Annotated in this window: 7 protein-coding genes; 3 read left to right on the top strand and 4 right to left on the bottom strand. The window is 73.8% G+C overall.

Annotation, left to right across the window (positions count from 1 at the left end; translation table 11 throughout):
• Window positions 1–87 precede the first annotated feature (87 nt).
• On the bottom strand, window positions 88–687 hold the full coding sequence (locus tag ACFXOZ_RS41675) for a DNA-3-methyladenine glycosylase I (protein WP_375884781.1): 600 nt from the start codon (window positions 685–687) through the stop codon (window positions 88–90).
• The gene (locus ACFXOZ_RS41670) at window positions 684–1112 is read right to left on the bottom strand and encodes a DivIVA domain-containing protein (protein ID WP_375884778.1); all 429 of its coding nucleotides are present in this window, start codon (window positions 1110–1112) and stop codon (window positions 684–686) included. Before ACFXOZ_RS41670 ends, ACFXOZ_RS41675 begins: the two co-directional genes overlap by 4 nt.
• A gap of 180 nt (window positions 1113–1292) precedes the next feature.
• Here ACFXOZ_RS41670 and folP point away from each other — a divergent pair, with 180 nt between their 5' ends.
• A complete protein-coding gene (folP, locus tag ACFXOZ_RS41665; protein WP_380401966.1) occupies window positions 1293–2105 on the top strand; it encodes a dihydropteroate synthase in 813 nt (270 codons plus the stop codon).
• Between the two features lie 79 nt (window positions 2106–2184).
• Here folP and ACFXOZ_RS41660 read toward each other — a convergent pair whose 3' ends face one another.
• Window positions 2185–2994 carry a TIGR00730 family Rossman fold protein gene (locus ACFXOZ_RS41660; RefSeq protein WP_375884776.1) on the bottom strand — a complete coding sequence of 270 codons (810 nt, stop codon included), beginning with the start codon at window positions 2992–2994 and terminating at the stop codon, window positions 2185–2187.
• A gap of 112 nt (window positions 2995–3106) precedes the next feature.
• Window positions 3107–4183 (bottom strand): succinyl-diaminopimelate desuccinylase, encoded by a 1077-nt coding sequence (gene dapE, locus ACFXOZ_RS41655; RefSeq protein ID WP_375884773.1) that lies wholly within the window; start codon window positions 4181–4183, stop codon window positions 3107–3109.
• 146 nt (window positions 4184–4329) lie between these two features.
• On the opposite strand from dapE, the gene ACFXOZ_RS41650 reads away from it, so the two are divergent.
• Both ACFXOZ_RS41650 and ACFXOZ_RS41645 read left to right on the top strand, forming a co-directional pair.
• The gene (locus ACFXOZ_RS41650) at window positions 4330–5397 is read left to right on the top strand and encodes a hypothetical protein (protein ID WP_375884770.1); all 1068 of its coding nucleotides are present in this window, start codon (window positions 4330–4332) and stop codon (window positions 5395–5397) included.
• A 308-nt stretch (window positions 5398–5705) separates the two neighbouring features.
• Window positions 5706–6509: a hypothetical protein gene (locus tag ACFXOZ_RS41645; RefSeq protein WP_375884767.1), complete on the top strand. Its 804-nt coding sequence runs from the start codon at window positions 5706–5708 to the stop codon at window positions 6507–6509.
• Window positions 6510–6580: the final 71 nt, after the last annotated feature.

Raw genomic sequence — 6580 nt, 5'->3', positions numbered from 1 at the left:
TCGTACTGGACGTACTTGGGCGATTCGGGCGTGCGTCCAGGCGGGATGCCCGGCGTCGCGCGCCTGGCAAGATCCGCCGGACAGGCCCTAGCGGGCTCGGCGACCGCCGGTGCGGACGTGGCAGTCCGCCAGGTGGTCGTCGACCAGGCCGCAGGCCTGCATCAGGGCGTAGGCGGTGGTCGGGCCGACGAAGCGGAAGCCCGCCTTCTTGAGCGTCTTGGCCAGCGCCGTCGACTCGGGCGTGACGGCCGGCACCTCAGCGATCGTGCGGGGGGCCGGCCGGTCCGGGTCGACGGCGAACTGCCAGATCAGCGCGTCCAGACCGCCGTCCAGGTCGCGGGCGACCCGGGCGTTGGCGATCGCCGCCCGGATCTTGGCGCGGTTGCGGATGATCCCGGTGTCGGCGAGCAACCGCTCCTCGTCGGCCTCGCCGAACTCGGCGACCTTGCCGATCTCGAAGCCGGCGAACGCGGCCCGGAAGCCCTCCCGGCGGCGCAGGATGGTCAGCCAGGACAGGCCGGACTGGAAGGCCTCCAGGCAGACCCGTTCGAACAGGGCGTCGTCGCCGTGCACGGGCCGGCCCCACTCGGTGTCGTGGTAGACCCGGTAGTCGTCGGTGGAGTCGCCCCAGCCGCAGCGGCGCAGGCCGTCCGCGCCGAGCACGGTGCCACCCGGCGCCCCGGTCACCGGTCCTCCACCGGCTTCGCGTCCTCGGGGGCCTGCGGCTTGGTGAGCGCGACGGCGGGCTCGACCACCGTGGCGAACTGCTCCAGGCCGGGCAGCGGTTCGGCGGCCGGGTCGGGGGCGCCGGTGGCCTCGACCGCACCGCGCAGGTGGGCCGCGGCCTCCAGTTCGGCGATCCGTGCGTCGCGGTAGGCGAGTTCGGCGCCGAGGCGGTCCAGGACGTCGTCCACCTCGTCCATCCGGTAACCGCGCACGGCCATCGGCAGGCGCAGCTCGTCCACGTCCGTCTTGCTCAGCGGGCGGTCCTGCGGCAGCCGCGCGGCGATGCGGTCCGGCACCGCCTCCGGCATCGAGCCGCCCCCACCGAGCGCAACCAGCGCGGCGCCGCCGACCACCACGGCCATGGCGACCACGATCACCCAGAACACGAGCTGTCCTCCCGAACTCCCGGTCGGCCTCCTCCGAGGGGCCAGGGAACCGGGCTGATCATGACAGCATGGTCCCTAGTGAGGCCGGGGGCCATCATCGCACCCGCAGCAGCTGTGGAGGAGACATCGGTGGCACTGCGCCTGGGACCGCGCGAATTCGGTGACGACGAGCTGGTGATCATGGCGATCGTGAACCGGACCCCGGACTCGTTCTTCGACAAGGGGGCGACCTTCGCGGACGAGGCCGCGTTCGCCGCCGCCGACCGCGCGATGGCGCAGGGCGCGGCGATCCTGGACATCGGCGGGGTGAAGGCCGGGCCGGGCGACGAGGTCACGGTCGAGGAGGAACTGCGGCGCACCGTGCCGTTCGTGGCCGAGCTGCGCAAGCGCCACCCCGGGGCGGTGATCAGCGTGGACACCTGGCGGCACGAGGTCGGCGAGGCGGTCTGCGAGGCCGGCGCGGACCTGCTGAACGACGCCTGGGGCGGGGTCGACCCGAAGCTCGCCGAGGTGGCCGCCCGGTACGACGCCGGGCTGGTCTGCACCCACGCGGGCGGCGCCGAGCCGCGCACCCGGCCGCACCGGGCCGGGTACGAGGACGTGATGGCGGACATCCTGCGGGTCACCGTCGGGCTGGCCGAGCGGGCGGTGGGCCTGGGCGTCCGCCGGGACGCGGTGATCATCGACCCGGGGCACGACTTCGGCAAGAACACCCGGCACTCGCTGGAGGCGACCCGGCGGCTGCCGGAGATGACCGCGACCGGCTTCCCGGTGCTGGTGTCGCTCTCCAACAAGGACTTCGTCGGCGAGACCCTGGACCGGCCGGTGGACGAGCGGCTGCTCGGCACCCTGGCCACCACGGCGGTCTCGGCCTGGCTGGGCGCCCGCGTCTACCGGGTGCACCAGGTCGAGGAGACCCGCCAGGTGCTGGACATGGTCGCCTCGATCCGGGGCACCCGCCCCCCGGCGGTCGCCCGCCGGGGGCTGGCCTAGGAATCCCTCTTTTTTGCGCTCGGCTCGCCTCCGGGGCGCTCGGACCCGGTGCCGACGGTCGTCGCTCGCGTGCCCCCCGCTAGATCTCGTTCGCGGGCCGGCGGGCGTCGGCGAGGATCTTCAGCACCTCGTCGATCTCGTCCGTGATGTGGAACAGCTCCAGGTCGCGCGGGGCCGCCTTGCCCTGCGCGACCAGGGTGTTCTTCAACCACTCGTAGAGGCCGCCCCAGTAGGCGCTGCCGAAGAGGATCACCGGGAAGCGGGTGACCTTCTTCGTCTGCACCAGGGTGAGCGCCTCGAACAGCTCGTCCAGCGTGCCGAGCCCGCCGGGCAGCACCACGAAGCCCTGGGCGTACTTCACGAACATCGTCTTGCGGACGAAGAAGTAACGGAAGTTCAGCCCGAGGTCGACGAACTCGTTGAGGCCCTGCTCGAAGGGCAGCTCGATGCCGAGCCCGACGCTGAGGCCGCCGGCCTCCGTGGCGCCGCGGTTGGCGGCCTCCATCGCGCCCGGGCCGCCGCCGGTGATCACCGCGTAGCCGGCCTCGGCGAGGGCCCGGCCGATGGCCACCCCGGCCTCGTACTCGGGCGAGTCGGCCGGGGTCCGGGCCGAGCCGAACACGCTGATCGCGGGCGGGAGTTCGGCGAGGGCGCCGAAGCCCTCGACGAACTCGGAGGTGATCCGCAGCACCCGCCAGGGATCGGTGTGCAGCCAGTCGGTGGGGCCCGTGGTGTCCAGCAGGCGCTGGTCCGTGGTGCTGGTGCCGACCTGGTCCCGGCGCACGAGCACCGGGCCCTTCTGCTTCTCGGGCCAGGCCTTCTTCTTCCGCGGCACGCCGACCTGCTCGGGGCCGTGTCCGTACTGCTTGTCGTCTCCTGTGCCTGTCATGACGAAACCCTACGCCGACCTTCCCCCGATTTCAGGCAACGGGGGAAGGTCGGTTGGGCAACCGGAAGATGGCGTTCGACCGCCCCGGGGACCGACCGCGAACGCTTTCGATTCAGCTGGTCAGCCAGGCCCGCAGGCGGTCCTCGGTCTCGGCGATGGCGCTCAGCGAGCAGTGCTCGTCCCGCTTGTGCGCGAAGTTCGGGTCGCCCGGCCCGTAGTTGACCGCCGGGACGCCGAGCGCGCTGAACCGGGCGACGTCGGTCCAGCCGAACTTGGCCCGGGCCTGGCCGCCGGTGGCCGCCAGGAAGGCCTTGGCGGCGGGCTGGGAGAGGCCGGGGAGGGCGCCGGGGGCGAAGTCGGTCACGGTCAGCTCGAAGCCGTCGAAGACCTCGCGGACGTGCTTCTCCGCCTCGGCCTCGCTGCGGTCCGGCGCGTAGCGGAAGTTGACCGTGATGACGCACTCGTCCGGGATCACGTTGCCGGCCACACCGCCGTCGATCCGCACCGCGTTGAGGCCCTCGCGGTACTCCAGGCCGTCGATCTCCACCCGGCGCGGCCGGTAGTCGGCCAGCCGGGTGAGCGCCTCGGCGGCGTGGTGGATGGCGTTGTCGCCGAGCCAGCTGCGGGCCGCGTGGGCGCGTACGCCGCTGAGCCGGACCTGCGCCCGCAGGGTGCCCTGGCAGCCGCCCTCGACCATGGCCCCGCTGGGCTCCATCAGCACCGCGAAGTCGGCGGCCAGCCAGTCCGGGCGGTCCTTGGCGAGGTGGCCGAGGCCGTTGCGGGAGGCCTCCACCTCCTCGCAGTCGTAGAACACGTAGGTGAGGTCGCGGTTGGGCTCGGTCAGGGTGGCGGCGAGGCGCAGCGCCACGGCCACGCCGGACTTCATGTCGGAGGTGCCGCAGCCGTAGAGCAGGTCGCCGTCGACGTACGAGGGCAGGTTGTCGGCGATCGGCACGGTGTCCAGGTGGCCGGCCAGCACGACGCGCTCGGCGCGGCCCAGGTTCGTCCGGGCGACCACGTTGTTGCCGTAGCGGTCCACGGTCAGGTGCGGGTAGCCGCGCAGGGCGGCCTCGACGGCGTCGGCGAGCGCCTGCTCGTCGCCGCTCACCGAGGGGAAGTCGACGAGGCGCGCGGTCAGCGTGCCGCCGTCGAGGGTCAGGTCCAGGGGCGTCGGGTTCGGGCTGCTCATGACGTCAGCCTAGTGCCGTCGGATCGGCACTCCGCGTGGTCGTCCTGCGACCGGGAACGCCCGCGGACCGGCAACCGGAATGCGCCGCACATCCGTCCGAGTGGGTACGGTGTCGGATCAAGAAGGCGGGCGCGAGAGGGGCGACGGTGGCCAGGAGAAGGAACAGCGAGGAGCTGGGCGACGAGCTGGGCGACGAAGAGGCGCCCCGCCGTCGTGGTCCGGTCCGCGCGCTGTTGCTCGTGCTGGTCGGGCTGATCGGCCTGGCGATGGTCGCGGGCCTGGCGGTGGTCGGGATCTGGTGGTTCGGTTTCCGGCAGGGCGCCACGGAGGAGTGCTCCGTGAAGACGGCCGCCGGCAGCGGCACGCTGGAGCTGCCGCAGGCCGCCAACGCGGCGACGATCGCCGCGGTGGCGCGTTCCCGGGGCCTGCCGGACCGGGCGACGGCGATCTCGCTGGCGACCGCGATGCAGGAGTCCAAGCTGCGCAACCTCGCGGGCGGCGACCGGGACTCGATCGGCCTGTTCCAGCAGCGGCCCTCGATGGGCTGGGGCACCCCGGAGCAGATCGCGGACCCGGTGTACGCGACCAACAAGTTCCTGGACGGTCTGGTCAAGGTGCCCGGCTACACCCGGCTGCCGCTGACCGACGCGGCCCAGGCGGTGCAGAAGAGCGGCTACCCGCAGGCGTACGCCAAGCACGAGACCAAGGCGACGCTGCTCACCTCGGCGCTGGCCGGCCGGGAGCCCGCCTCGTTCACCTGCGTGGTGAAGGACTACGCCAAGCCGGACCCGGCCGACTCGCCGTCGCCGACGGCGGGCGCGACGTCCGCCCCGGCCGCGCAGCCGGACCGCACCCAGGTGCTGTCCGACCGGGTGCGCCGGGAGTTCGGCAAGACGGTCAACCCGGCGGCCGGCTACGCCTCGACGATCAAGGGCGCGGAGAACGCCGTCGCGCTGACCCCGGACCCGGCCGCCGCCGCGCTGACCACCTCGGCGGACGCCGGGGCCGACGCCGGGGCGTCCGCCGAGCGGGCCAGCGGCTGGGAGGTGGCCCACTGGGCGGTCGCCCAGGCCCAGCAGCTGGGCATCGCGACGGTCGCCTACGACGGGAAGATCTGGCGCAAGTCCGAGTCCGAGGACGGCTGGCAGACCCAGACCTCGGGGACGTCGACCAAGCTCGTCCAGGTCACCCTGGCGCCGTACGGAAAGGGCTGACGCACTCACGTTCGGGTAGCCGCCGGACGGGTGATTCCGGTCAACCGCGGTGGACCGGCCGCCCGTTCCGGCGACCCCGGCCGGAGAACCGTCACTCCCCTTGCCCGGGGCGGCCCGACGGCCTCCCGCGGGGCCGGGACGGACGCCTGCTGCGGTCGTACGATCCGATGGTCGGTCAGGCGCGTTCCTTGCTCCGGCCGAAACCTTCTGGCTTCTCAAGCGGTAACAACGTCGTCCGCCAGGTCCCGTCCGCACCCGGATCGTCCACCCGGCGGACGGGACGGACCCAGACCCCTTCGAGGAGCCTCATGTCTCACCCCCTCACGCGCCGGATCGCCCAGGCCGCGCTCGTCGTGGCCGCCGGAGCGACCCCGCTGGTCGCGGCCGGCTCCGCGTCCGCCCTGGGCGGGGACGCCCTGCTTCCCAAGAGCGACCTCGCGGCGCCGCTGGGCCAGCTGACCAACACCGACACCGGTTCCACCCTGCAGCACACCACCCACCAGCTCGGCCAGGCCGCCGGCACCACCGGCGCGGCCACCGTCGCCGCCGGCGTACCGGCCTCCGCCGACGCCGCCGGGAACATCGTCGCCCACCAGCTCCCCGAGGCGAACGAGAAGGCCAGCTCGCTGACCGCCCCGGTGGACCAGACCGCCGCCACCACCGGCCAGCTCTCCGCCGTCACCCCGAGGGTCGCCTCGGCGCTCGCGGGCAAGCTCGGCGAGGCCGTCACCGGCAAGGGCATGGGCACCCGCAGCGCCAACGCCGGCAGCAGCCCGGTCGGCGGCCTCGGCCAGGCCGGTGCGCTCGCCCACGCGGTGCCCGGCGCCGACAAGCTCTCCGGCGCCGTCCCCGGCACCGACGCCCTCACCGGCGCGCTGCCCACCAGCGCCGTGGAGCGCGCCCTGCCGCTCGGCTCGGTCGAACACGCGCTGCCCGGCGGCCTGCCCGCCACCGACGTGCTCGGCCTGGCCGAGCACGGTTCGGCCAACCGGCTCGGCGGCGCCGACCTCGGCCCGAACAACCCGCTGTCCGGCCTCACCAACTCGCTCGGCCCGGTCGGCGGCCTGCTGGGCGGCGTGAACGGCGGCAGCATCAGCGGCCTGCCGCTCTAGGTCCGCGGTCGACCGCGGCAGCCCCCGCCGCGGTCCGCACGCGCGGGAGGGGCCGGTGTTCCGTTCCGGAA

The sequence above is a fragment of the Kitasatospora sp. NPDC059160 genome, assembly GCF_042755465.1.
Taxonomy (GTDB): Bacteria; Actinomycetota; Actinomycetes; order Streptomycetales; family Streptomycetaceae; genus Kitasatospora.
Note: the sequence above shows the minus strand (reverse complement) of the source record. Positions and strands in the feature narration are given on the sequence as shown.